Origin of the sequence: Cohnella baijiui (genome assembly GCF_020731285.1) — a bacterium.
Classification (GTDB): domain Bacteria; phylum Bacillota; class Bacilli; order Paenibacillales; family Paenibacillaceae; genus Cohnella.
Genome location: NZ_JAJFOW010000004.1, coordinates 258,522 through 281,274, shown reverse-complemented (window position 1 = coordinate 281,274; position 22,753 = coordinate 258,522). Strand labels below are relative to the sequence as shown.

Annotated in this window: 21 protein-coding genes and 1 riboswitch; of the genes, 8 read left to right on the top strand and 13 right to left on the bottom strand. The window is 59.4% G+C overall.

Going from position 1 to position 22,753, the window contains the following annotated elements; all coding sequences use genetic code 11:
- Positions 1-3: 3 nt before the first annotated feature.
- Both LKX83_RS06505 and LKX83_RS06500 read right to left on the bottom strand, forming a co-directional pair.
- The gene (locus LKX83_RS06505; RefSeq protein ID WP_227881358.1) at positions 4-762 is read right to left on the bottom strand and encodes a hypothetical protein; all 759 of its coding nucleotides are present in this window, start codon (positions 760-762) and stop codon (positions 4-6) included.
- A gap of 471 nt (positions 763-1,233) precedes the next feature.
- The gene (locus LKX83_RS06500) at positions 1,234-2,121 is read right to left on the bottom strand and encodes a LysR family transcriptional regulator (RefSeq protein WP_227881357.1); all 888 of its coding nucleotides are present in this window, start codon (positions 2,119-2,121) and stop codon (positions 1,234-1,236) included.
- A 162-nt stretch (positions 2,122-2,283) separates the two neighbouring features.
- On the opposite strand from LKX83_RS06500, the gene LKX83_RS06495 reads away from it, so the two are divergent.
- Genes LKX83_RS06495 through LKX83_RS34265 form a run of 3 tightly spaced genes read left to right on the top strand, consistent with a single transcriptional unit; the run spans position 2,284 to position 4,598 of the window.
- Positions 2,284-3,687 carry an MFS transporter gene (locus LKX83_RS06495; protein ID WP_227881356.1) on the top strand — a complete coding sequence of 468 codons (1,404 nt, stop codon included), beginning with the start codon at positions 2,284-2,286 and terminating at the stop codon, positions 3,685-3,687.
- Positions 3,684-3,998, top strand: coding sequence for an alcohol dehydrogenase catalytic domain-containing protein (locus LKX83_RS34270; protein WP_370639035.1), 315 nt, complete (start codon positions 3,684-3,686; stop codon positions 3,996-3,998). The genes LKX83_RS06495 and LKX83_RS34270 overlap by 4 nt, the downstream gene beginning before the upstream one ends.
- A 24-nt stretch (positions 3,999-4,022) precedes the next feature.
- Entirely contained in the window at positions 4,023-4,598 is a 576-nt protein-coding gene (locus tag LKX83_RS34265) for a zinc-binding dehydrogenase (protein ID WP_370639034.1), read from the top strand.
- Positions 4,599-4,664: 66 nt separating this feature from the next.
- On the opposite strand, the gene LKX83_RS06485 is transcribed toward LKX83_RS34265, so the two are convergent.
- Positions 4,665-5,966 (bottom strand): nucleobase:cation symporter-2 family protein, encoded by a 1,302-nt coding sequence (locus LKX83_RS06485; RefSeq protein WP_227881355.1) that lies wholly within the window; start codon positions 5,964-5,966, stop codon positions 4,665-4,667.
- Entirely contained in the window at positions 5,956-6,549 is a 594-nt protein-coding gene (locus tag LKX83_RS06480; RefSeq protein WP_227881354.1) for a xanthine phosphoribosyltransferase, read from the bottom strand. Before LKX83_RS06480 ends, LKX83_RS06485 begins: the two co-directional genes overlap by 11 nt.
- 71 nt (positions 6,550-6,620) lie before the next feature.
- A riboswitch (guanidine-I (ykkC/yxkD leader) is annotated at positions 6,621-6,731 on the bottom strand.
- A 279-nt stretch (positions 6,732-7,010) separates the two neighbouring features.
- On the opposite strand from LKX83_RS06480, the gene LKX83_RS06475 reads away from it, so the two are divergent.
- Both LKX83_RS06475 and LKX83_RS06470 read left to right on the top strand, forming a co-directional pair.
- A complete protein-coding gene (locus tag LKX83_RS06475; protein WP_227881353.1) occupies positions 7,011-7,880 on the top strand; it encodes an AraC family transcriptional regulator in 870 nt (289 codons plus the stop codon).
- 300 nt (positions 7,881-8,180) lie between these two features.
- Entirely contained in the window at positions 8,181-10,829 is a 2,649-nt protein-coding gene (locus LKX83_RS06470; protein WP_227881352.1) for an S-layer homology domain-containing protein, read from the top strand.
- Here the strand turns inward: LKX83_RS06470 and LKX83_RS06465 are convergent.
- From LKX83_RS06465 to LKX83_RS06450, 4 genes are all read right to left on the bottom strand, one after another.
- Positions 10,826-11,650: a spermidine synthase gene (locus LKX83_RS06465; protein ID WP_227881351.1), complete on the bottom strand. Its 825-nt coding sequence runs from the start codon at positions 11,648-11,650 to the stop codon at positions 10,826-10,828. The two genes, LKX83_RS06470 and LKX83_RS06465, sit on opposite strands and share 4 nt — an antisense overlap.
- A 139-nt stretch (positions 11,651-11,789) precedes the next feature.
- Positions 11,790-12,290 (bottom strand): DUF1854 domain-containing protein, encoded by a 501-nt coding sequence (locus LKX83_RS06460; protein ID WP_227881350.1) that lies wholly within the window; start codon positions 12,288-12,290, stop codon positions 11,790-11,792.
- The gene (locus LKX83_RS06455; protein ID WP_227881349.1) at positions 12,287-14,479 is read right to left on the bottom strand and encodes an ABC transporter transmembrane domain-containing protein; all 2,193 of its coding nucleotides are present in this window, start codon (positions 14,477-14,479) and stop codon (positions 12,287-12,289) included. Before LKX83_RS06455 ends, LKX83_RS06460 begins: the two co-directional genes overlap by 4 nt.
- A complete protein-coding gene (locus tag LKX83_RS06450) occupies positions 14,427-14,771 on the bottom strand; it encodes a CD3324 family protein (protein WP_227881348.1) in 345 nt (114 codons plus the stop codon). Before LKX83_RS06450 ends, LKX83_RS06455 begins: the two co-directional genes overlap by 53 nt.
- 755 nt (positions 14,772-15,526) lie before the next feature.
- Between LKX83_RS06450 and LKX83_RS06445 the strand changes: the two genes are divergently transcribed.
- Positions 15,527-16,861 (top strand): copper amine oxidase N-terminal domain-containing protein, encoded by a 1,335-nt coding sequence (locus LKX83_RS06445; protein ID WP_227881347.1) that lies wholly within the window; start codon positions 15,527-15,529, stop codon positions 16,859-16,861.
- Between the two features lie 82 nt (positions 16,862-16,943).
- Here LKX83_RS06445 and LKX83_RS06440 read toward each other — a convergent pair whose 3' ends face one another.
- Complete coding sequence (locus tag LKX83_RS06440) at positions 16,944-17,510, bottom strand: cupin domain-containing protein (RefSeq protein ID WP_370639033.1); 567 nt, start codon at positions 17,508-17,510, stop codon at positions 16,944-16,946.
- Positions 17,511-17,608: 98 nt separating this feature from the next.
- On the opposite strand from LKX83_RS06440, the gene LKX83_RS06435 reads away from it, so the two are divergent.
- On the top strand, positions 17,609-18,670 hold the full coding sequence (locus LKX83_RS06435; RefSeq protein WP_227881346.1) for an undecaprenyldiphospho-muramoylpentapeptide beta-N-acetylglucosaminyltransferase: 1,062 nt from the start codon (positions 17,609-17,611) through the stop codon (positions 18,668-18,670).
- A gap of 66 nt (positions 18,671-18,736) precedes the next feature.
- Here the strand turns inward: LKX83_RS06435 and LKX83_RS06430 are convergent, their stop codons facing one another.
- From LKX83_RS06430 to LKX83_RS06420, 3 genes are all read right to left on the bottom strand, one after another.
- The gene (locus LKX83_RS06430) at positions 18,737-19,234 is read right to left on the bottom strand and encodes an SRPBCC family protein (protein WP_227881345.1); all 498 of its coding nucleotides are present in this window, start codon (positions 19,232-19,234) and stop codon (positions 18,737-18,739) included.
- Positions 19,235-19,263: 29 nt separating this feature from the next.
- Positions 19,264-19,599: a DUF1801 domain-containing protein gene (locus LKX83_RS06425; RefSeq protein ID WP_227881344.1), complete on the bottom strand. Its 336-nt coding sequence runs from the start codon at positions 19,597-19,599 to the stop codon at positions 19,264-19,266.
- Positions 19,600-19,728: 129 nt separating this feature from the next.
- Positions 19,729-20,316 carry a TetR/AcrR family transcriptional regulator gene (locus LKX83_RS06420; protein ID WP_227881343.1) on the bottom strand — a complete coding sequence of 196 codons (588 nt, stop codon included), beginning with the start codon at positions 20,314-20,316 and terminating at the stop codon, positions 19,729-19,731.
- Positions 20,317-20,590: 274 nt separating this feature from the next.
- Here LKX83_RS06420 and LKX83_RS06415 point away from each other — a divergent pair, with 274 nt between their 5' ends.
- Positions 20,591-22,513 (top strand): sensor histidine kinase, encoded by a 1,923-nt coding sequence (locus tag LKX83_RS06415; RefSeq protein WP_227881342.1) that lies wholly within the window; start codon positions 20,591-20,593, stop codon positions 22,511-22,513.
- Here LKX83_RS06415 and LKX83_RS06410 read toward each other — a convergent pair.
- Positions 22,490-22,732, bottom strand: coding sequence for an NHLP leader peptide family RiPP precursor (locus LKX83_RS06410; protein WP_227881341.1), 243 nt, complete (start codon positions 22,730-22,732; stop codon positions 22,490-22,492). The two genes, LKX83_RS06415 and LKX83_RS06410, sit on opposite strands and share 24 nt — an antisense overlap.
- Between the last annotated feature and the right edge of the window lie 21 nt (positions 22,733-22,753).

Below are 22,753 nucleotides of genomic sequence, written 5' to 3'. Positions count from 1 at the left end.
TCATCATCGCCTTTCGCGAATTTGGTTTTCCATTTCATTTGATACTTTATATAATTTGAATGTTACTGTCAATTTAAATAAACATTCATTTTTTCGCGCGAAGAAAAACACAGTCCGGGGGGGGGGGGACTGCGTCAGGTGTGGGAAACTTTTTGGGATTGGGATGGAGGCGTCCAGGACGGCGGCGTGGGTTTTCGTGGGGGTCGCGCTGCGTTGTGCGGAAAATCCGCCTAACTCCGGGCAGATTCGGGCGATCGCGATGAGATGTGCGGAAAATCCGCATAACTCTGAGCAGATTCGGGCGATTGCGCCGAGTTGTGCGGAAAATCCGCATAACTCCGGGCAGATTCGGGCGATTGCGCCGAGTTGTGCGGAAAATCCGCATAACTCCGGGTACCTGCGTAGCGATCGCTCTGAGTTGTGCGGAAAATCCGCATAACTCCAGGCAACTGCGCAGCGATTGCGCTGCGTTGTGCGGAAAATCCGCCTAACTCCGGGCAGTTGCGCTGCGATCGTGCTGAGTTGTGCGGAAAATCCGCATAACTCCGGGCAGATGCGCAGCGATCGCGCCGAGTTGTGCGGAAAATCCGCATAACTCCGGCCAACTGCGCTGCGATCGCGCCGAGTTGTGCGGAAAACCCGCATAACTCCGGCCAACTGCGCAGCGATCGCGCCGAGTTGTGCGGAAAATCCGCATAACTCCGGCCAACTGCGGAGGATGATTTGATAGGTAGTCGTTTGCAGAACTTTTAAAAGTTGCATCTGGTTCCACCAAACGTATTCATAGGAGCGCGCTAATCAGGCACGTTTTTTGCGATTGGCGGAACGTTCTCGGGGGGAGATGAACCCCGAAATGGGTTTGCTCCGGCGGTCGGCAACGCTAATGGTTGTAATAGCGCTTATTCAGCTCGAAATGTTCCGATTCCATTTCTAACGGTTGCTGACGAGCCTATTGTCGGTTTTTCGACTAGAACGCTCTAATTTGCCCGAAATAACGTCAATCAGAACCGTTAAAAATTTTTTCAGCGACCATATCCAATAATAACCGCTGCGACAACCGTTAAAATAAAATCGCATCAATCGCGCCAATCGTACCAACCACACCAATCGCACCCTATTCACGGTCGCCGCCGCACAGAAGGACGCGGGCGTCTCGGTTATGCGCGGCGGCTTGTTCAAATCATCCTTGTAAGTCAGCTTAAGGCGATATCGCCGTTTAACGCTTTCAACTTATTACTCTTTGTCGACCAACGAAGTCTCGGCGAACCATTGCAGGACGAAATCCCGGAACTTCCGCGCGGCGAGAGAGAGATAGCGCTTGTCTTGCCAGATCAAGCGGTACTCCCGCCGGCAAACCGGACTCTCGATCGACAGGAGCGGCATCTGCTCTTGGCCCCGATTCAAGCAGCCGTATAGCGCCACGCCCAAGCCCGCGCGAACGAGGCTGGCGACGGCGGGCGGCTCGTCGACCCTGCAGATGAAATTAGGCTTGAATCCCGCCGCCTCAAAGAAGGCATCGTTCATCCGTTGAAAAACAAAACCCTCCTTGTACCCGATAAACGGCTCTGCCTCCGCCTCGCGCAACCGGATGCTGCCCCGGCCCGCCAGACGGTGCCCCGGGGGGACGGCGAGATACAGCTCCTCGCGCAGGACGATCCTCTCCGCGAGTCCGGGACTATCGATCGGTATTGCCGCAAAGACGAGGTCCGCTTCTCCGGATGCCATGAGCTCGGCCATCTCGTCCGGAGGCGCCTGCGAGATGCGAAAGCGGACGTCGGGATATTGTTCGACAAACGCGCGCAGAGGCTCGGAGATCCGCTCGACGGTCGAAGTCGCCAGATGGACGCTTCCCTGCTCCAGCCCCGCGAGCTCGGCGATTTCCCGTTGTCCCTCCTCGAGCAAGGATAGCGCGCGCTCGACCTTGTCCAGAAAAGCGCTGCCGAACCGGTTCAGCCGGATCCGCCCGCCGCCGCGATCAAAAAGCGGGACGCCGAGATCCTCTTCCAGCCGGGAGATCGTCTTGCTAAGCGCGGGCTGGGCGATGCGCAGCTCCTGGGCGGCCTTCGTCATGTGCTCCAGCCGTGCGACCGTCTGAAAGTATCGCAATTGCAGCAGTTCCAATCGCCCGCCACCTCCATATACTTCAGTATATTGATCTTATATTGAAATATATATTTTTGTTTATGGATAATCGACCTTAGAATAAGGGATAGCGGCGACGCCGTCCAGTCCGCACCAGATCTATTTAGTCAGTACAGTCCCATAGAAAGGAGGAAAATGACGATGACTGTTGCCTCCCAACCGCGCGCCGGCGATGCCCTGCTTCGCATCCTGGCGTTCACGCTCGCGATCTCGGTCATGAGCGGAACGATGTTCAACCTGGCTCTGCCGGAGATCATGCGGACATATCGCCTATCCTTTGGCCAAGTTAGCTGGGTTACTTCCTCCTACCTCTTGATCTTCGCCGTCGGGACCGTCCTCTACGGCAAGCTGGCCGACAACTGCCGGCTAAAGACGCTGCTCACGGTTGGCATTCTCCTTCTTTCGGCCGGATGCGTCATCGGCCTAACCGCACGCAGCTACGAGACGGTCCTCGCCGGCCGGATGATTCAGGCGGCAGGGTCGGCCGTCATCCCCGCGATGGCCGGGATTCTGCCCGTGCGCTACTTCCCGCCGGAAACGCGGGGCCGCGCGATCGGCATCGCGATGACTGGCGGCGCGATCGGCAGCGCGATCGGTCCGGCTGTAGCCGCGCTCCTGATTGGAGCCGTACACTGGCGATACCTGTTCGGCGTCCCGATGCTGACGCTGCTCGCGCTGCCGTTTTACCGCATCCATCTGCGAGAAGAGCCACGTCGCGCACGAGGCAGCATCGATTGGCTCGGAGGCGTCCTGCTCGCCGGATTCGTGGCCTCGACGCTGCTGGCGATCACGAATCGGGCTTGGACGGTCGCCGCCGGCGCCCTGCTCCTGCTGCTTCTGTTCGCGCTGCGCACACGCCGCGCTCGGGACCCGTTCATCCGGCCCGCCCTACTGCGCCACAGCCGCTACGTCGCCGGGCTAAGTCTAGTCTTTCTAAGCACCTCGGTCAGTTACGCCCTCCCTTTCCTCAGTCCGCAGTTGCTCACGCAGGTTCATCATCTGCCGTCGGGCTGGATCGGCCTGGCGATGATGCCGGCGGCTGTGGTGACGGCCGCCTTGGGACACACGGGCGGCAAGCTCGCCGATCGGCACGGCAACGGCCCGCTCTTCTACGCGGCTTTGCTGCTCTACCTGGCTTGCTTCGCGCTGCTCTCGTCTTTTACCGGATCCGCGCCGCCGTGGATCGCCTTGTTTCTCGTATTCGGGAACGTCGGACAGTCGTTCGCCTATATCGCCCTGTCGGGCACGATCTCCCGCATGCTCCCACAAGATCAGGTAGGCATTGGCATGGGGATACTGTCCATGCTTAACTTCATCGCCGGCGCCGTCAGCGCCAGTCTGTACGGAACGACGGTGGATCGCGGCGCGGCCGAGGGCTGGAATCCTCTGCAGACGCAGCCTGGCGCGTTCGTCTACAGCAATCTCTATCTCGTTTTGTCATTTGTCATCATCGCCATGATGATCATTTATTACGCCGCTATGCAGCGCGGCCGGACGTCCCCATCCGCGGACGCCGGCCTGACCGAAAGGAGCGATTTGTCATGATTGCAATGGCCGTGACTGCTTTTGGCCCGCCCGAGGTTCTCCAACCGATAGAGCTCGCCGCTCCGAACGCCGGCTCCGGCGAAGTGCGGGTCCGCGTACGGGCGGCAGGCGTCATGCCGTTCGACTGCGGGCTGCGCCGCGGGGAAGGCCCTGCCGGCCTTGCGCCCGCGCTTCCCGTCGTGCCGGGTAACGAATTCGCCGGCGTCGTCGATCAGATCGGAGACGGCGCGGAAGGCTTCGCGATGGGCGACGAAGTGCTCGGGTTCACGACGCTAAACGGATATGCCGAATACGTGACCGTTCGTACGTAACAGCTTGTACACAAACCTACCGACATGCCGTGGACCGTTGCCGGCGGCTTTTCAGGCAACACGCAAGGCGCCCATTTGGCCCTTCAAGCGCTCGGCGTCGGCGCCGGCGATACCCTGCTCATCCACGGCGCGGCCGGCGGACTGGGCACCTCAGCGATCCAGATTGCTCTCGCTTGGGGCGCGAAAAAAGTGATCGGCACGGCCAGCGAAGCCAACCACGACTATATTCGCGGCCTCGGCGCGATCCCGGTCCGCTATGGCGAGGGACTGATCGACCGGGTCCGCGAAGCGGCACCCGAAGGGGTGGACGCCGCCCTGGACGCGGCCGGACCGGAAGCGCTGCGCGCCTCCCTTGCGCTCGTCCGCGACCGAAATCGCATCCGTACGATGGTGTCGTCCGCGCTTGCGGAAGAGCTCGGTATCCCCCCTTTGCAGGGGACGCGGACCGCCGAGCGACTGGCCGAGCTAGTAAAGCTCCACACGCAAGGCAAGCTCGACATTCATCTTCGCCGCGTCCTTCCCCTGCGCGAAGCGGCCGAAGCCCATCGCGAGCTCGAGCACGGTCACGGCCGCGGCAAGCTCGTGCTCGCCGTGCATTAAAAAAAGACCACCCCGCCCGGGGTGGTCTTCCACTTTATTACACAGGCTATAAACGGACCTTTCGTCTCAACCTTCCGCCGCTTCCGACGGTACGACCGGCGAAGCCTCGGCAGCCGACGGCGTTAGGATCAGGTTCATGAGGATGGCCGTGAGCGATCCGGTTACGATGCCGTTCTGCATCAGCATTTTCGCGAAGTCGGGCAATTGATCGAACATCTGGGGCAGCGTCGCCGATCCGAGGCCGACCGCGATGCTGCACGCCGCGATGATCAGGTTGCGGTCTTTGCGCAGATCGACCTCCGACAGGATGGAGATGCCCGACGCCGCGACCGAGCCGAACATGACGATCATCGCGCCGCCGAGCACCGCGTTCGGGATGACGGTCGTGAGCGCGGCCAGCTTCGGCAGCAGGCCCAGCACCACCATGATGCCGCCGGCGGCGAAGATGACGTTCCGCGTCTTCACGCGGGTGATGGAGATGAGGCCGACGTTTTGCGAAAAGGCGGTGTACGGGAACGCGTTGAAGATTCCGCCCAGCATGATCGCGAGACCCTCCGAACGCAGGCCGCTGACGATCCGCTTTTGCTCGACCTGCTGTCCGGTGGCTCGTCCGACGGCCAGATAAACGCCGGTAGACTCGACCATGCTGACGATGTTCACGATAATCATCGTGGCGATCGCTGTTATGCTGATCTGCGGCGTCCCGAAATAAAACGGCTGCGCGACGCTGACCCAGGAAGCTTCGGAGACGGACGAGAAATGAACGATGCCCATCCCGTATCCGATGACCGTGCCGACGATCAGGCCGATAAGCACCGAGATGGCGCGCACGAAGCCGGTCGCGAGCCGATTGACGAGCAGGATGATCAGCAGCGTAATAAGCGCCAGCAGCAGATTGCGCGGCTCGCCGAAGTCCGAGCTGCCCTGCCCGCCTGCGACATTGTTCATCGCGACCGGGATGAGGGAGAGCCCGATGATCGTCACGACCGAGCCGGTCACGATCGTCGGGAAGAACTTCAGCAGCTTGCCGTAGAGCGGCGCCGCGAGCACGACGAAGATGCCGGAAATGATGATGGCGCCGTAGGCGGTCGCCAGATTGGACGAAAGGGCGATCGCGATGATCGGACTGACCGCCGTGAACGTACAGCCGAGAATGACGGGAAGCCCGCTTCCGAAATATTGGGTCCCCATCACTTGAAGAAGCGTGGCGATCCCGCATGTGAACAGGTCGGCCGCGATCAGGTAGGCCACCTGCGCGTCGCTCAGATGGAGCGCCCCGCCGACGATGAGCGGAACGACGACCGCACCCGCGTACATAGCGAGCACATGCTGCAAGCCCAGCGTGACGACTTTGCGTTTACTCAGCATGGACGGCGTTCTCCTCTACGAAGCGCACGAAACCCGGCGCCATCTCGGCGATGCGGGCCAAGGCGTGCACCTCGACGCCCCGCTGTTCAAGCAAGCCCCTGCCCTCTTGGAAGCTCTTCTCGATGACGCAGCCGACGCCGACCAGTTCGGCGCCCGCCTCCGCGACGATATCGGTCAGCCCGACCAAGGCGGCTCCGGTCGCCAGGAAGTCGTCGACGATGAGCACCCGGTCCTCCGGACCGAGGTACTTGCGGGAGATGCTGATCCGGTACGTCTCCTGACGCGTAAAAGAATGCACCTCAGCCGAGTAGACGTCCTCCGCGAGCGTGACGGCTTTTTTCTTTTTGGCGTAGATGAACGGCACGTTTAAGGCAATGCCGGCCGCCATCGCGAACTGGATGCCGCTCGCTTCGACCGTCAGCACCTTGGTAATCGGCCGACCCGCGAAAATCCGTGCGAATTCTTGTCCGATCGCCAGCGCGAGCTGCGTATCGACCTGATGATTGAGAAAGGAATCCACCTTCAGTACCGTTTCGGACAGGATCAATCCTTCTTGGCGTATGCGTTCCTGAAGCACTTTCATTCTGGCTGTCGCTCCTCCGTGGAAATTAAAAAGGACAGGTTCCCTGAGCTATTCCTCTCAAGTGAATCCTGTCCTGCCGGGCTTTTGTCCCTCGGTGTGACGCGGACAAGCCGCGCCCGCATCGCTCGGACCAGCTCCAGTTCGCGCGCTCGCGAACGGACGGAACCCTAGATGCGCTTCACTCATAGTCGGACAATTGCAGTGGTCGTCCGGTAGATACTTATGGGCCATATCCCCAAGATTATACGAGCTTCCGTATGAAATTCGACATTAATACTACACGCTGCGACCGCTTGTTTCAAGAGGCATTTTATTGGCACCTCCGTGGATACGTTACGGAGTCCGGCCTTCTCCTTGAGTCCTTCCTTCCGGACGGAGTACAATCGGTTCAACGAGAGCACGACAAGACAGGATCGCTCAACCGGGCGCTGATACGATAGAGAGCGAAGGAGGGAGCGCGGGTGGATGATCTACGCCGCATGATGGATGCGCTGGATCTGATGGAACGGAGGATGGAGGATCGGCTCGACATCGAGGAGATCGCCAGGGCCGCCTGCGCGTCCCCGTTTCATTTTCAGCGGATGTTCCACATGCTCACGAGTATGACGGTCGCCGAGTACATGCGCAAGCGCAGATTGACGTTGGCCGCGCAGGAACTTGCGTCCACGACCGCCAAGGTGATCGACGTCGCCATGAAGTACGGCTACGACTCGCCGGAGTCGTTCGCCAAGGCGTTCCGCAAAATCCATGGCGTATCGCCGTCGGAAGCCCGCCAGCCCGGCGTCCGTCTGAAGGCGTACCCCCGTATTTCCTTCCATCTATCATTGAAGGGAGACAAGGATATGGACTATCGGATCGTGGAAAAAGAAGGCTTCGAGGCCGTTGGCAAGTCGATTCGGCTGAAGGACGGGGAGCAGCCCCGCATCGCGGAGCTCTGGGGAGCTTGCCATCGGGACGGCACCGTCGCCCGGCTTAACGCCTTTGGAGACGACGATCTCCTGTACGGCATCTGTCTTGATATGCAGCCCGGCGTGGGAGAGTTTACGTATATGGTCGCCGGCCGGATCGGCGCCTCCCGGGCGCATGCCGCCACGGATGCGGCCGACGGTTTGCAGCGGGCTTCGATCCCGACCGCGACGTGGGCGATCTTTCCGTGCGTCGGTGCGCTGCCGGGCGCGATCCAAAGCGTCTTCAGCCGAATTTACCAGGAGTGGTTTCCGGCGACGGGGTACGAACACGCAGGAGGACCGGAGATGGAGGTCTATCCGGCGGGCGATACGACGGCCGAGCATTATCGCTGCGAGATATGGGTGCCGGTCGTGAAAAAATAGGCAAGCGAAGAAACGGTCCACGGGTCAACCGACCCAGGGACCGTTTTTCTCATGAACGTCTTTCCCCATGTACGCCCCGCTTCGACCGTTCCTCGTCAATCCGTCCTTAACGCAACGAATTGCCAAAAAGTTGCATTTGTTATCTAAAGATTAACTAAAGAAACGCGTTTCCGTTAAATTTCATGCAATCCCACCTAATCCCAGACACCCTGCCTGCCGATCTAGTTCCTATCGGTCATTTATCCTAGTGATAAACAAAATCATAGGACCGAAGACTAGAATGGGAGGTTTTCAGGTTTCATGAAGTGGAGCGCTTGGAAACAGAAAAGTCTTTTCCTGTTTTTCGCCCTCTGCATCGTCCTGTCGTCCTTCGGCACCGCATTCGCGGCCGAATCGACCGGCAAGCAGAAGCAGGAGCCCGGCTACGACGTCGCCGGTCACTGGGCAGAGCAAGTTCTGAAGGATTGGCTCGGCAAAGGACTCATCACCGGTTTCGAAGACGGGTCCGTCAAGCCGAACCGCGACGTGACGCGCGCGGAATTCGTCACGTTGGTCAACAAGTCCCAAGGCCTCACCGCGCAGGCCGCCATCGCCTTCAAGGACGTCAAGGAAGGCAATTGGTTCTACGGGGAAGTGGCCAAAGCCCAACAGGGCGGCTATATTAGCGGCTACAGCGATCAAACCTTCAAGCCGAACAAGCAGATCTCCCGGCAGGAAGCGGCCGTCATCCTGGCCAAGCTGCTGAAGCTCCAGGCTTCCGAATCGGCCGGCCAGCTCTCCGACGTGGCGAACGCGCCGGCGTGGAGCAAGGGCTCCATCGGCGCCGTGATCGACGCGGGTCTCATGATCGGAGACAAAGGCAAATTCCGCCCGGCGGACAACCTGACGCGCGCCGAAGCCGTCACGCTGCTCGACCGCGCGCTTGCGTACGACGCTGCCATCAAGCCGGCCGTCACCTATGACAAAGCCGGTTCTTACGGCGACAAGTCAACGGCCACGACCGTTTACGGTTCGGCCCTGATCTCCGTCCCGGGCGTTACGCTCAACAACATCGTCATTGAGGGCGACCTCGTCATCGGCGAAGGCGTCGGCCAAGGCGACGTCTACCTGAACCAAGTTACCGTCAAAGGCAAGACGACGATCCTCGGCGGCGGCAAAAACTCCATCCACCTGAGCGACTCCGTCCTGCTGACGGTTATCGTGGATAAGAGAGACGGCAGCATTCGCATCGTCGCTGAGGGTTCGACGACGGTGCAGCAAATTACGCTGCAGTCCGGTGCGCGCCTTGAAGAGTCCCAAATGACGGGAAGTGGCTTTGGCGATGTCGTATTGTCTTCGGTTATCCCACAAGGCTCCGAAGTCAGCATGGCGGGTCGATTCAACTCGGTTGATGTCATTGCCACGTCCATCAAGCTGGACCTTACCCAGGGCTCGATCGAACAGCTTAACGTAACGGCATCTGCCACAGGTACAGACGTAAATATTGCTGCTAGCGCTCGCGTAGCTGCTTTGATTTTGAACGCCGTAACCAATGTAACGGGACAGGGCTCGATCGGCACGGCTACGATCAACGCCAGCGGCAGCTCGATCGCTCAAACGCCTGAGCGTGTCATCGTCGGCAACGGCGTAAACGCGACTGTCGGCGGTCAGCCTGCGGTTAGCACGCCAGCAAACAGCGGTTCTGGAGGCTCTGGCGGTTCCCCTTCTATTCCGGATACGGTATACGGATTTACGGGCAAAATCGTGGACGCTAACAATCAGCCAGTACCGGACATGCATATTAACTTCCGGCGCGGCGTTGAAGCTAAGACGGGGGACATCGCAGCAACTGTAGTCACAGATGCGAATGGAGAATATTTCGCCGATCTTAGACCTGGTGTTTATACTGGAGAACTGGTCAAACCGGGCTTTCTCGTGACTTTTATTATTGGAACCTCTTTAACCGGAGAAATATATCGCAACAAAGACGAGAAAGCGGTTCGGATCCCGAACGAAGGCGAAATTCGCATTGTATTGACTTGGGGAGAAAACCCGCGTGATGAAGATTCCCATCTGCTTGGTCCAACAGTAGACGGACTCGGGCATTTCCATACGTGGTACGGCGGAAAGGACTATAAAGTAAACTCTACCACTTATGCCGATCTAGATATTGACGACACCGAATCCTACGGTCCGGAAACGACTACCATCCGTTACCGCACGGACGGTTTCTATCAATTCTATGTACATCACTTTGCCGGCATCAGTACGCTCCGCAAATCTGGAGCGAAAGTAGATGTCTATGTTGGTTCGGTAACTTCGCCCACTATATCCTATTCCATCCCTGAAGGCGACGGCACCGAGATCTATTGGGACGTCTTCGCCATGAACATCCTCAACGGCGAAGTCACCTTTATCGACCGTAACACGATGAGAGACGACGAGCCTCAGTATGAGGGAGAAGTAAATCCAGCCCTTGCCGAGTTGAGCAAATTCCAATCGGCTGAGTATCTGATCGGAACAAGCTCGGTTAACGGAATGACCTACCTCATGCCGAGCATTCCGTTAAATGCCGGGACTTCGATCCGTCTGTCCGATCTTGTCCCCGCTTCTACGACCTCGGTCACCTACGCAACTTATGTGGGAATCAATGAGACCGGGGACGATCTGGTCATCAACGATCTTAACACGAGTGACAACGATCTGGACTTCCGCGTGAAACTGACCGTTACCGTGGGCAATGCCTCGGCTAGCAAAGTAGTCGGCGTAAAGTTGCTCACCGTGCGTCATTATTTGGAGTATCAGATCGCGATGGCCCAACTATTGATCGAAAACGAGTCGATCGATCCCGATGTTCGGGCTCGCCTACAAGATCTTACGGTCGAAGGGAACGATCTGTTGAACTCCGATGCATCGGTGACGGAGATGTTGCGCGTCATCCAGGAGATCAAAACCAACATCTTCTCTTAGAAATCGTCTTTCATGCCATCACGAGAGCCTGTTGAACGTTCAACAGGCTCTTCTTTTCTCTCCATCCTCCACATGCTCCATGCGTCATCCCCCAAAACATACCCAGGCCCCGGCTCCATCTCCGCAAAGCCAGCCATCAGCGCCTCCCGCCACCCAATCTCCCGCTTCGCCCCCGCGAGGATAAAATTGCCGCCGCCCGGATCGTCGTGCCCGCCGAGATAGAACGCGCACACGTGCGGGTACGCTTCCCTCAAAGTCGCGTAGATGGACGCGATGCGTTTGTCGCCGCGCGCCCGGCCGATCAGATTGAGAAATAGCATACCTCGCGCCCCCAGCTTCTCCGCCGTCATCCGGAAAAAGGGCAGGCTCGCGAAATGGCGCGGCGTCCCCTTGGCGGTAAAGGCGTCTACGAGGATGTAATCGTAGCCGCCGGGCGCCTCGGCTTCGAGAACGCGGCGGCCGTCCCCGACGGTCACGTTGTTCAGCCGATAGCCGAAGTACTGCCTGCTGAGCGACACGATCGCTTCGTCGATTTCCGCCACCTTGAACTGCCGATCCGCAAAATGGCTCGCGATCGTCCCCGCGCCGTGCCCGATAACGAACGCCCGCTCGAAGGCCGGTTCGTTGTGCGGCATCAAGTGAATTAGCGCCCGTTGGTACGCCAATACGACGCGGGACGGGTCCCGCAGATCGATCGCGCCTTGAACGGCCCCGTCGGCGAATTGCAGGCAGCGGTATTTGCCCAGCTCGCCGTACAGCTCCGTTCGCTCGCAAACCGAGATCTCCCCGTCCATTCCGGATCGCCGATCCAGCACATGCATGTCGCCCGCTCCTTCCTCGCCGTTTCCCGGCTTTTCGCCGGGCTGTCGGGATCATTCTACCACAATCGCAAAAAGGACACCCTCGGGAGGATGCCCTTCTGCGCTTCGGCCTCGCTGTTTTCCTGTCTGCCTGCCGCCCCTACACGACGTCCGTGAGCTGCTGACGGCTGCGGCTGTCGAGCGCCTGCCAATCGGCGATCTCGCAGCGCTTGCCGTTGATGTCGGTCAGGATGATGCGATTGCCGCCCGGAAACTGCATGAATTCGTGCAGATTCCGCATCGCGATCCGGGTCGGGCCGAGCGTCGTCTGCAGCTCCCAAATCCACAGGTCGGACTTCTGCTTGACGCTGTCCACCCGCGTCACGCGCGGCAAGAAGTAGCGGAATTGCAGCTCTTGCTCCAGCTCCTTCGCGCTCTCCTCGTCCAGCTCCCGAAGGTCTCGCACGATGCCGAGCTCTTCGCCCTTCGCGTCCCGGATCGAAAGGTACTGCGTCGTGTAGAGGAACGGAAACGCGCGGTAGACGACGAGCTCCGGATACGGCTTGCCGTCCAGCACGCCCTGGAACACACCCCCGGTCCCCCGGCTGAACATGACGTCCTTCGGCTCGAAGATGCGGATGTCGTACAGATCCCCGCTCATCCCTCCACCCCCTTGATCTTGGACAGCTCCTTCTGCGCGTCGACGAGCTTGCGATAGGCGCCGCCTTCGATCGCGAGCAGCTCTTCGTGCGTGCCGACCTCGACGATTTTGCCCTTGTCGAGGACGACCAGCCGGTCCGCGTTGCGCAGCGTCGAGAGCCGGTGGGCGATGGCGAACGTCGTCCGCCCTTTGACGAGCCGGGAGATCGCCTCCTGGATCTGCCGCTCCGTCTCCGTATCGACCGAGGCGGTCGCCTCGTCGAGGATCAGGATGCGCGGGTCGTGGATGATCGCCCGGGCGATCGACACCCGCTGCTTCTCCCCGCCCGACAGGCGGTGTCCGCGCTCTCCGACGCGCGTGTCGTAGCCGTCCGGCAGCCGGACGATGAAGTCGTGCGCGTTCGCGATCTTCGCCGCCCGCATGATCTCCTCCGGCGTCGCGTCCGGCTTCGAATAGGCGATATTCTCCGCGATCGTGCCGTCGAACAGGAACGTCTCCTGCAGCACGACGCCAATCTGCTTGCGCAGGTCGGTCTGGCTGATGCTCCGCAGGTCGGTGCCGTCGATCGCAATCCGGCCCTCGTCCGTATCGTAGAAGCGGCAGATCAGGTTGATGAAGGTCGACTTGCCCGCGCCGGAGTGCCCGACCAGCCCGATCATCTCGCCGGCTTTGACCTTCAGGTTCACGTCCTTCAGGACGGGATGATGCTTTTCGTAGCCGTACGAGACGCGCTCGAAGACGACGTCCCCGCGGATCGTGCCGATCGGGTGCGGGTCCCGGGCGTCCGGCACGTCGGACGGCGTATCCATGATCTCGAATACGCGGTCCGCCGAAGCGAGCGCGTGGCTCGCCCAGTTGATCATCTGGCTCACCCATTGCAAAGGGCCGAACAGCATGCCCAGGTAGGCGATCAGCGCCATGAGCACGCCGAGCTGCAGGTCGCCGCGGATGACCGAGGAGCCTCCGTTGTACCAGATGAGCAGCGTCCCGATGCCCGCCACGAAGGAGAACAGCGGGAACATGCCCTGCCACAGCCCTTCGATGCGGATGTTGTTGCGGACAAGCTCGCGGTTGGCCGTCGAGTAGCGGGACATCTCCGTTTGCTCCTGCCCGAACGCCTTGACGACGCGGATCCCCTGCAGAGAATCGCCCACCAGCACGTTCAGCCGGAAGATCGAGCGCCACTGCTGGTACCATCTGCGCCCGATCTTCGGCCACATCGTCAGGGAGACGAGCACCATGAACGGCATCGGGATGAGCGCGAACAGCGTCAGCCGCCAGTCGAGACCGAACATGATGACGAAGATCGCGACGACGCGCAGCGACTCTCCGCTAACCCAGATGACGCCGTCGGTCATGAACTGGCGCATCGACTCCGAGTCGCTGTTGATCCGGCCGACGAATTGCGACGTCTGGCGCCGGTCGAAGAACGCTAGCGACAGCCGCATGAGCGCGGTGTAAATGTCGTTGCGCAGATCGCCCATCAGCTTGGAGCCGACCCAGACCCCGATAAGGCCGCGAACCGTCTGCATGACGGACATGACGAGGGAGGTGAGCCCGAGGCCGAGCACGACCCAGAGGAGGGCCGAGCCGGTGTTTTTGGGCTGCAGCACGTCGTCGATCATGATCTTGGTCAGATAGGGCGGGACCAGCTCGATAACCGTGGTCAGCATGAGCAGCACGACGGCCGCCGCCATCTGCGCCTTGTACGGCTTGGCGTAACGCAGCATGCGGAAGAGCACCTTGCCTTTGCTTTTGCAGATCGGACACGACTGTGTCCCTTCGGCGAGCGGGTTGCCGCAGCTGGGGCAGTAGCGGGGAAACTCCTTCTCCGATACGGCCGGCAGCTCCTCCTGCTTGGCCAGGGCGGTGATCAGCTTCGCGGCGAACCCGAACGCCGAGGACAGCGCCGCGGTGTATCGGGCGATGACGACGGGGCCGCCGGCCGTATCGGCCAGCAGCGTGCCGCCGCCGATGCCGCCTACCGCTCGCGCCTCGGACAGCTCGGTCACGTCAAGGCGAAAGGACGGCTCTCCGTCCGCATCCCAGAGGGTGACCTCCTGATCGGTGACCGCGAACCACAGGTCCCCGAAGCGGCCGTCCGAAGACAGATCCGTTTTGACGCTAAATAAGGGCTCACCGGAGAGTCGAGCGCGAATAGGTTCCGGGAGCGTAGGTTGAATCGACATGGACTCCTCCGCCGACGATCGGCTGTCTACGAGATTTGACGATGATCTTGCGAATGCTTTCCGCGGACAAATGGTACTTGCGCTCCAGCTCCGCGACGGTCGACCCGGCCGCGTACAGCCGGCATATATCCCGGTTGCGCTCCGCCAGCAGCTTCCTCGTTCCGCTCACTTCTCCCCAGCGGGCGCGCTGCTCATCCAGGCGCGGGATGTAAACCAGTTCGCCGTTAACGTATTTCTGCAATTCCCTAAGCAGGCTAGGGGGAAGCACATCTCTCCCATTTTTGTAATTCAAGTTGGCCCTCCTTCATCTCGAACGCATAACCGTTGAACGCATAACCGTTGAACGCCAATCGGGTTTCTTTGAAAATTTGAACCATCGATCTGTTCCTCCTCTCAAGTAATAAGTGCTCTTGAAAAACAAAAACACGAACGCCTCGGCTCGTGCTTCCCAAATACCTATTCCATTCGAATGACGCCTGGAAATGACGGTATTCAGTTAGCGCTCTCGTCCCTCGGTCGCTTGCAGCATGTTGAACAATCCCCTTTCTCTGGAATTTTGGTGCACGGTATCAGTATATAGAAAGCCTTTTCATCCCACAACAAAAATACGAAAAATTTCCAAAATGAATCTCGAGTCCGGGGTCCGACAACCGGGACCTCCCGGTTCATGGCTCGAACGGTCCGTTCGTGTCGAAAGCCAAGTAAAAACGGCTCTGCCGTCTTTCCGGACGGCGACACGTTTTTATCGGAGGCCATGCAGAAATGGATAGGGGTAAAACTTATACATGCTGCATGATGGAAAAAGGAGGCCTTGCGGCCTCCTCCCTTTAACGGCGCTCTCCGACTAAGCGGAGATCACCTCAGGATGGTAGATCAACGCGATCAGCTCCTTTCATGGAGATTTGTCGGGCCCGACAACCTTATTGTACGACCGACCGCCCTCCCTGCAAAAGCGACAGAACGGATATAATCAAATTTTCCGCGAACCAAATGCCGGGGCTCTGCGTCTAATTGGACAGAAATGAGAATGAAAGGTGTGTGCGGATGATGAAAAAGCTCGTACCGGCCGCCGTCCTCGCCCTCTTGCTGGCCAGCGGTCCGATTGGCGCCCACGCGGCCGCCGCGATCCCCCTGATGGTCCGAGACAAGCCCGTCCAGACGGATGCCGCGCCTCTCCTATCGAACGGAAGGGTGCTCGTCCCCTTGCGGGCCGCGGCGGAGGCGCTCGGCGCCGACGTTTCATGGGATGCCAAGCTTCAAACCGCGACGGTGAGCAAATGGTCCGAACGCGTCAAGCTGACTATCGGCAAAAACAAGGCACAGCTGTCCGGCGCTTATCCCGGCCAGTCCGACGAGCTCGCGCTGGACGCGCCCGCCCGCATGACCGGGGGACGCGTCTACGTGCCGCTGCGGCTGCTCTCTCAGACCTTCGGCTATCCGGTGGACTGGCAGGACGGCAAAGTGTATATCCGGTCGCCCCTCGGCGCCGACGACCAAACCGTCCTCAACGGGGGAAGCCTCGAGCACGCCCGCAAAGCGGCTATGAAGCTGGCGCTCGGACGGCTGCACAGCGAGCGGCCCGCGCTGATCGCGAAGCACGACAGCGAGTATTACAGCAACACGTTCCTCTTCCCCGAAGGCGAGGCGCTGCGCTTCTACCTTATTCAAGGCGACGTGGTCTCCTGGATTGAAATGAAGGAGGACGCGTTCGTCGCGACCTGGCAGGCCCGCCTGAAGAGCGATACCGACGAGCTGTCGCTGTTCCTCAAGCAGCAGTGGCAGGAAGCCCAAGGATCGAAGCCTGCCCTCCAGAAAGCTTTCTACGTGCATTCCTCCGGCATGATGGGCGACAGCAACGACGAGGAAAGCGGCGTAGTCGATGCCAAGGGAACTTATACGCGCACGGGGTACCGGCACATCATCGGCGGGACGGCGAACGTTGAGGAAGGACAAATCGTCTACCAACTGGACGGGGAAAAGCGCCAGGAAACGGCGAAGATTCTCCCTCCCGAAAGCGCGGGTACGGGGAGCTTCAAGCCGGGTGTCGCGATCGATTTCCCAAAAGGCGCGGATGCGGACGAAGAGACCGTCCTCCAGCTCGTCAAGGCGAACGTCGCGGCCATCGCGGCCAAGGACAAAGCGGCGTTCCGGGCCACCTTGTCGTCCTCCGACGGCGATTATTTCGACTTCCTCCTCGCCCCGGGCGTCCAGTTCCGCTTCACGGAGCTCGTGCGGATCGCGCCGTACGATGCGGAGACGGGACGCAAAAACATCGAGATCGGCTACGACAAGTCGGAAGACGGCAAAACGCGGCACAGCGTCTACACGTTCACGGCCAAAAAAGATAAAAACGGCAAGTGGGGCATCGCGAACATCGACTAACCGCGTCCACGAAGGCAAAGGGCCTGCCCGCAGGGGAGGCCCTTTGCCGTGGTCTTTGCCGTCGCCGAGGCGGCACAGCCGATCATAGAACCCCGAACGCCGGAAACGCCATCGAATGCTGCGGCGGATAAGGCCCCGGCTGCATCGGCGGATAAGCGGGATATAGCTCCTGCTGCATGCAGGGATCGCAAGCCGGGTAAGGGGATGGGAAAGGCTGCAGCCCCGGGTACGAAGACGGGAGCCGGCTGTACGGACTTTCGCCGTCCTCGCGCTGCCTGCAGCCCGGAGGCGGCCCGAGAATGACCGACTCCCGGATCGGGGCGACCGCTTCGGCGTACGCCTCCTCGTTGACGCAGTAGGCGCGGCTCGCCACCTCCTCCGGCAGAAAGCGGAGAAAGTCCGATCCGTAGACGACGTCCGGCGTCGGATGATCGAAGATCGTCAGGAGATGCGCCTTGTCGGACAACGCGACGATCCAGTGGAACCAGCCTTTCGGAAACTGCGCGACTTGACCTGGCTTCAGGCGATACGTCATCAGCTTTTGCGAGAACGGATTAAAGACGGAAGTCGCCACTTCGCCGCCGATCACGAAGACGAGCTCCGTAACGTTCGTATGCCAGTGCGGCTGAACGACGAATCCCCGGGTCAAATGAACGTTGAAGAAGCCGGTATGGATCGCGGGAAATTGCGCGGCAAAGTAAATGGTCTATTCGCAACCAATGTATGCGCCGCGCGGGAGGTCATGCGATGAAGAAGATTCTGTTCACCGGCGGGGGATCCGCCGGCCACGTCACCGTCAATCTCGCGCTGATCCCCCGGCTCGCGGAGCAGGGTTGGGCCATCGAATATATGGGATCGAAGACCGGGATCGAAAAGCAGCTGGTCGCCGCGCATGGCGATGTTCGTTATCACGAAATTTCGAGCGGCAAGCTTAGGCGGTACTTCGACTGGCAGAACGTCCGGGATCCGTTCAAGATCGCCGCCGGCACGCTGCAGGCCTACCGCATCATCAAGCGGCAACGTCCGAATGTGCTCTTCTCCAAAGGCGGCTTCGTCTCCGTGCCTGTCGTGATCGCCGCTTGGCTGAACAAAGTCCCCGTGCTGATTCACGAATCCGGCGTCACGCCGGGACTCGCCAACCGGCTGTGCATCCCGTTCGCCCGTACCGTCTGCACGACCTTTCCGGAGACGGCCCGGTCGCTGCCCGGCAAAGCCCGCTATGTCGGGCCGGTCATTCGCGAGTCGCTCCGGCACGGCGATGCCGACCGAGGCAGGGCCTTCTGCCGGCTCGCTCTCGGCAAGCCCGTGCTGCTCGTCATGGGCGGCAGCCTCGGCGCCCGGAGGATCAACGAGACCGTGCGGGAGAGCTTGGGCACTCTCTTAGCCCATTTCCAAATCGTACATCTATGCGGCAAGGATCAGCTCGATCCGGCGCTGGAGTCGCCGGGCTACCGGCAATATGAATATGTAAGCGATGAGCTGCCGGATGTGCTTGCGATGTCCGACCTGGTCGTCTCGCGAGCCGGAGCCAATGCCATCTTCGAATTTCTGGCGCTGCGCAAGCCGATGCTCCTCATCCCGCTGCCAGCCGGACAGAGCCGCGGAGACCAGATCTTGAACGCCAATGCCTTCCGGGAGGCCGGCTACTGCGAGGTGCTGGCGGAAGAGCGGCTGACCCCCGCTTCCCTGGTCGAGCAGGCGACTCGGCTCTACGCCCGGCGCCGCGCTTACCAAGCGAGCATGGAAACCTTCACATGGTCGGACGCGCTGGCCGCCGTAGCCGATCTGATCCGGCAGGCAGCCCGATAATTCAAAAACGCCGCACTCCCTCTAATAGGGATTGCGGCGTTCCTCATTGGCGGACGGCTCCTGCGATTACAATTGGCTTGCCAGATAGTCGGCCAGTTGGTCGAACGTACCGCCGAAGCCTTGCTTCACCATCGGCGCCATCTCGTCAAAGGCGGCTTGCTCCTCGTCGGTCGCGTTCAGCGGCCCGCCTTGCAGCGTCAGCATCGTCTTGTCGTCTTTCTCTTCGAGCGTCAGGATGTTCAGAATCTCGAGCGGCCAGTTGGGGTTAAACGGCGCTCGGACCGTGTTCCCTTGTTCGTCGGAGAAGGATTGCACGAACACCAGCTTTTCCGGCGCGTTTACTTCTTGATAGACAAACTTGCCCCACATGACATGGTTGCCGTCCGGCGACTTCTGGCAGCCCAGGAACATCCCGCCGGGACGGGCATCCATTTTGGCGACTTCCAGCGAAAAGCCCTGCGGCCCCCACCATTTTCCGAAATGCGCGGGATCCGTCCACACTTTGAAAACCAGTTCCCGAGGGGCACGAAATTCGCGAGTGAGCAACAATCCTTCGTTTGACATCACCATGATTCCTCCTTGGATTCGGAAATTTATAAGGTACCGGACGCTTGCGTCAGGAGTTGGGACAACAGATCGTAATCGGGCGAGTCCCCTTCCCGGATCTTGAGCCACTTGCGTTCGGCCGGGCCTTCGAAGCCCTTGGGGATGTCAAGCTCTTTCGTGTTCATGATCATGAACGCGAGGGCGTCCTTGGACGGGGAGATGACCGCTGCAAACTGGCCGTTTTTCAGAAAATGCGGTTTCTTGTATTGAATCTTCTCTTCGACTTCGGGAATGGTCTCATGGACCATTCGACGCAACTTTCCGCATACTTCTACCTGCCAAGGGTTCAGATTTTCAATAAACGCAGTTACTTCCTGATTCATGTCGACGCACTCCTTTTTTGGATGATGCTGGGGTCTTCTAAAACGAATATACCTTACAAGGAATATTCCTGTCAAGGAATTTATCAAGGTTTCCTGGTTGCCTTTTCCGTCATTTGGATGAGAAGAAGACTAGGGGGCCAAGGCTTTAGCAAAAAGCTTTGTGCTTTCCTGCATAAAGGATTCGAGCTCGATTCCCGGATAATTTCTACCAGCCTCAAGATCGTTAACGAACGCGCCGAATTGCGACATCATGAACGTAAAGGCCTGAAGTTTGGGGTCCGCACAGACGGCCTTGCCTTTCTTCTCCATCTCGACGAGGTAATTCGCCAAAAAATCCAGCAGTTGGAGCGGATGGTGCATGGTGCGCTCCTTGAAGCCCGGCAATTGGACCTCGTCTTTGATGCTGATCTGGATAAGTTTGCGATTGCGGTTCATGATCTCGTGATAGGTTTTGCTAATGGATAGGAGATCTTTTTCCAGGTCACCCACGAGCTTCTCCTTGAAGAGCAAACGCATCTCTTCGGCATAGTGGTACCGGTCAAAAGCGGACTCCAGCAAATTTTGCTTGGTTCCGAAATGGCGAAACAATGTTTTTTCGCTTAATCCGGCGGCGGATGCAATCTCTTGCGTCGTTACGCCATGGTACCCCCTCTCTGCGATAAGATGGATGGCGGCCAGGAGCAGCCTGTCCCTGCTGCCTAGATGACTATAGTCCATGTTTAGACTCCTTCTAGAAACAAAAATGTCAGCATTGTCTGTCAGTACTGACATTATAATATTCCAATCAGCTCCATCCGTCAACCAGAAGGATGGCAGAACAGGTAACAAAAGTTCGTCCTTCTCCTTCCCGCCGATGGGGCACGATGGCATCCTTCGTCCAAAAAGATCTTCCGCCGCCAACAGGAGAATGTAAATATTTGTCTAATTTTAAATAGATGCAGGAATCTGTCGGCTTGTGGATTTTCGACGACCGAATCGGATGAGGTGGATCATGAGAGTGCTCCTTCGACGGGTTCTTCCGCGGCTGTTCGCCTTAGCGATCGCAGGACTGACGTGCTTTCCCCAACTGGCCGAGGCTGCGCTGGACCCCATCGTCATCCAGGAATGGCAGGTCCAGTGGATTCCGCAGGAAGCTTCGGAGAACGAGGGGCCGCCCGCGGACGGAACCTGGCAAGAGGCGGATGCCGGGCATCCGCTGTCCGCGCTGCCGAAAGGCGCGAAGGGCGTATGGGCCCGCGTCACCCTGCCGCCGACGGACGGCTGGGCACGCCCCGGCCTGCTGATCGAGAGACTGTATGGACTGGACCTGGCCGTCTACCAGGAACGGCGGCTCGTCTACGAGTCCCGGCGCGACTTCGAGTTCGACCGAAACAAGTTGCTGATGGCGCTCGCGCCTGCGAATCACCCGGCCGAATACGAGATTCGCATCCTCACCTCGACCGAGCGAGCCGGCATTCTCGGCGGCTTGCGCATCGACGACTTCGATCGCCTTTCCCATCGCTATGCGAGCCGGGACGTCCCCGACCTCCTCCTGGGGACGTCGATCGCTTTTCTCGCCTGCATCATGCTCCTTTGCTCCGGCTATCTGCACCGCAGACAGCGCAGCTCCTGGCTCACGCTCTGTCTCGCGACGATGTCGCTCGGCATGCTGATCGTCTGCTACTCGCCGCTGCCCTATCTCTATCTGCCTTCCGGCGGAAGGCTCATGCTGCTGCTCTTCGATCTTTCGCTTTTCGTCCTGGCGCCGGCGATCAACTTCTACGCCGACCAAGTGTTCGAACGGCAGTACGCCTTCTTCACCCGATTCAGCCGGCTCGAAGCCGTCTATGCGGCCATCTGCCTGGTCGCGCGCTTCATCTACGAGTTCGCGGGCGAACGCAACTACGGCGTCTACTCTTTCTTTTTCAACGGCATCATGGGCTACGTCATCTTCGCGCAGCTGCTGCTCCTGATCGGGGTATCCGTCCTGCATGCCGGAAAAGGCAGCCGCAACGCCGTCATCCTCTCGGCCGGCCTGCTCTTGTTTGCGCTGTCCGGCGCGCTTGATCTCGTCCTCTATTACTGGAGCGACAAAACTTACGTGCTCTATTTGTGGAAATTCGGCGCCATCATGCTCCTGCTCTCCTTGGTCGTCATCCTGGCCAGGCGCATATCCGCCGACTACGTGATGCTGCTCCGCTACTCTAAGGAGCTCGAGCTGTACAACCATAATCTGCAGCGCACGGAGAAGCTCGAGATCATCAGCGACTTGGCCGCCTCGATCGCCCACGAGGTCCGCAATCCGCTGCAGGTCACGAGAGGGTTCTTGCAGCTGCTGGCCGGCCGGGCCGACCCGAAAAGCAAATCGTACTTCGAGCTGGCGACGAACGAGCTGGACCGCGCATCCGACATCATCACCGACTTTCTGACCTTTGCCAAACCGGAGATGGATACGGTATCCGTCTTGGATGTGCCGGCGGAGCTGAAAAAGATCGAATCGATGATGGCGCCGCTGGCCGCTATGCACGGAGGCGTCATCCGATTCCACGCGGAGGATCGCCTCTACGTCGTCGGCAACGCCTCCAAATTCAAGCAGGCTTTCATCAACATGATCAAAAACAGCATCGAAGCGCTGAACAAGGAGGGGTGGATCGAGATCAAAGCCGTCGCGCGGGACGGACAAGTCGTCGTATGGATCAGGGACAACGGCGAGGGGATGGACGAGGAACAGCTGGCGCAGCTCGGCGTTCCCTACTTCTCTACGAAAACCAAGGGAACGGGACTCGGCATGATGGTGACGATGCGGATCATCGAGGTGATGCGCGGCACGATCGAATTTCGCAGCCAAAAAGAAAAAGGAACCGAAATCACGATTCGGTTCCCGTTAGCCGATCCTGACGAGACGGCGCCTCTACCAGACGAACTTCACCTTTGAATCTCCGTCACCGACGTCCTCCGGATTCTGAGGCAGCACCAGATACATGACCGAGGGCTTCTCTTCCACTACCTTCAGTTCAACGTCCGCGGGAATCTCGATGTCGAATGCTTCCTTGATGGCCCGCTTGGGGTCGCTCAGCAACGCCGCCTTCGATGCGGGATCGGCCCAAGCCTGCTTGACGATCTGCATCTTTAAAGACTCCATCGACATGCTCATACGGATCAACCTCCAGAAAGT